Source organism: Bathymodiolus platifrons methanotrophic gill symbiont (assembly GCF_002189065.1).
Classification (GTDB): Bacteria; Pseudomonadota; Gammaproteobacteria; order Methylococcales; family Methylomonadaceae; genus Methyloprofundus.
In genome coordinates this window covers 1-2,404 of record NZ_BDMN01000022.1, presented here as the reverse complement: position 1 = coordinate 2,404, position 2,404 = coordinate 1, and the positions used below count along the sequence as shown (strand labels likewise).

Below are 2,404 nucleotides of genomic sequence, written 5' to 3'. Positions count from 1 at the left end.
TAAGTTTGAGCGAGCAAGCCTTGGAGATTGCAAAGTAGCCGCATTATCCTAGGTGTTTCGTGAAGCAAGTATACCCTGGGAGTGGTTGCTACGGGTGAGTGTGGTCTTAATTTTAAAACGTTATGGCATTACTGAAGGTCTGTTGGCATTTGTGGAACGCAAACTTGATCACAATATTCTGAATAAGTCGAAACTCTGTGATGGCGTCTACGGGGGTTAATCCACCCGTACTGATGAGACAGATTCTTAGTTTAATGGTAAATTAAAATGAAAAAATCAAAATTGTCCCGTTCACTGCCTATCGTGTTAACTGTAGGTTTAATGTCATTTAGTAGTGTTTCTAGTGCTAAGTTGTATGAGTTTAGTAGAGCAAATTGCTTTCCGCCGGGAGGAGCTGATTATGGAAATGAGTCAATAACATTCAATACCTCGGAGAAGAGAAGGTCGAGGGTTTTTAGCAGGCACTATAAGCATGGAAAAATGAGACATCAGCTTGACACTGGATGGGTATCTTTATGGAATAATAACGGGGCAGCCCATAGAGATCCTACAGGTCAATCCTTATGGACTGTTGTGGGATTCCATTATTTGAAATCTCCAAATAATAAAACGTTCCTTTCTAGACGTACCGAAACTGACAGTTGTAATTTTTCTTTACCGTACTAAACTTAACAATTGTAATTTTTCTTTAACTTAACCTTAAAACGATGTAGCTCAGAGGGTTACATCGTTTTAACTATCAAGAGGATAGAACTATGAGTACATGTAAAAAACACGGGTTAACGGTGCTTTTTCTAGTAGGCTTGTTTTCAATTTTAGCTTATGCGAGATACACATTAACCGGGGACGAAGGTAATTCTGAAGCGGGGGGTGTAATTGAAAAAGTAAGTAAAGTTAAAAAAGTTTCACCGGCTTTTGTTCCAGAAAAAATTCGTCATAACCCATCCCCAAAACCCCCTGAGGTATCAGAGATGGTACATTCGGGATATAAGGCGTGGGAGCCACCTTCAGATATGGAATATTCCTATACTGAATATTCGGATACTGAATATTCCCATGAAAATAAAGAAGATCTAAATTCAGAATTTGAAGCTCTGGAAGAGTTCTTTGGGGGGCAGGGAGAGGATGTATCCTTCGCTCCCATAGAAGATTTTCCTATACCTGACTATGAGAAAAAGGAAACGGAGTTGGCTATACGACAAATGGAAGAACGGGGGTATATTGATAAGACTGAAAATAGTATAACTCCAATCCGAGACGAGATGACTCCAAAAAGTAAAAAATATGAGAAGACCCATGAGGAAGCGGTTAAACTTTTAACGGTAGAACCCACTAATTTAGATGAAACACCCTTCGAAGGTAAAAAGGTGGTTTCCAGACAGGTGAGCGGAGCCTATGATGAAGGGAAGTGGACTACTTTAACAAGAGTTTATGAGTTTGACAATTTAAGCTTGGTTGAACTTTCGGAGGATGATTACCATACCGGAGGGGGTAAAGTGGTATTTACCGAAGAGGCAGTTAATGAAAATATTAATGGGAATCCTGCTATATACGAAGTGGGGATAAGCCCCAGCGGGAAAGCTACAACTTCCCTAGTATGGACAACAGATTCTAAATATTATGAATTAACCCTAGAGAAAAACGCATCAAGTAGTAAAGAAATGAAAGCGGAATTCTTAAATTTAGCACGTTCAGTACCTATAGATTAAGAATTTAGGTGGTTGTTCAAATCGTGATCTGCTTATTGAACAACTTGGGATGTTTATCCACATATACCCCGCATTCGTGACTGTGCGGGGTATTTTAATATAAAATCGGGGGTGGGTCGCTAAAATATATACAGTTTTACTTTTAGTGCTTTTATCAAATGTTGCACAGGCAGGCTATTCCCCCTATGAAGAGCCCACCCAAGAGATTAAGCAATACTATATACCCCCCCCCTTTTAAATAGTTGTCACCTAAACGTTCGTTTATATTACATTTCTGTAACGCATGAATACTGGCTGTTTTCTGTAACATAACCCGTAAAATAATCAATGTACCATGAACGTTACACTTTTTAAGTTACAACTTAAAAGCTTTATACTCGATGTTCAAGTTTTTGATATTGAGAAGGTAAAATCAGGTATTCTGAGGTTGTTGTAATTTTATCGGTGTAAGCCCATGTTAATGAATGCCCCAGCCACCTTTATCCAAAGCTATATTGACGATTTAAATGATGCGCTCAATCAGCTAAAACCCGGAGCCGCTTTGACACGGATTCAAGCCGCTTGGTTGGGCACTTGTTTAACGGGCATACTGCTAATGAACTCTCTTTGCTGGGCTAAGTTTGAGCGAGCAAGCCTTGGAGATTGCAAAGTAGCCGCATTATCCTGGGTGTTTCGTAAAGCAAGTATACCCTGGG

Annotated in this window: 1 protein-coding gene and 1 pseudogene; both read left to right on the top strand. The window is 39.6% G+C overall.

From position 1 onward, the window contains the following. Positions 1-755 precede the first annotated feature (755 nt). The gene (locus tag CDZ78_RS01585; protein ID WP_087868387.1) at positions 756-1,709 is read left to right on the top strand and encodes a hypothetical protein; all 954 of its coding nucleotides are present in this window, start codon (positions 756-758) and stop codon (positions 1,707-1,709) included. A gap of 454 nt (positions 1,710-2,163) precedes the next feature. Next, positions 2,164-2,404: pseudogene (locus CDZ78_RS21615) on the top strand (IS701 family transposase); the annotation flags it as partial.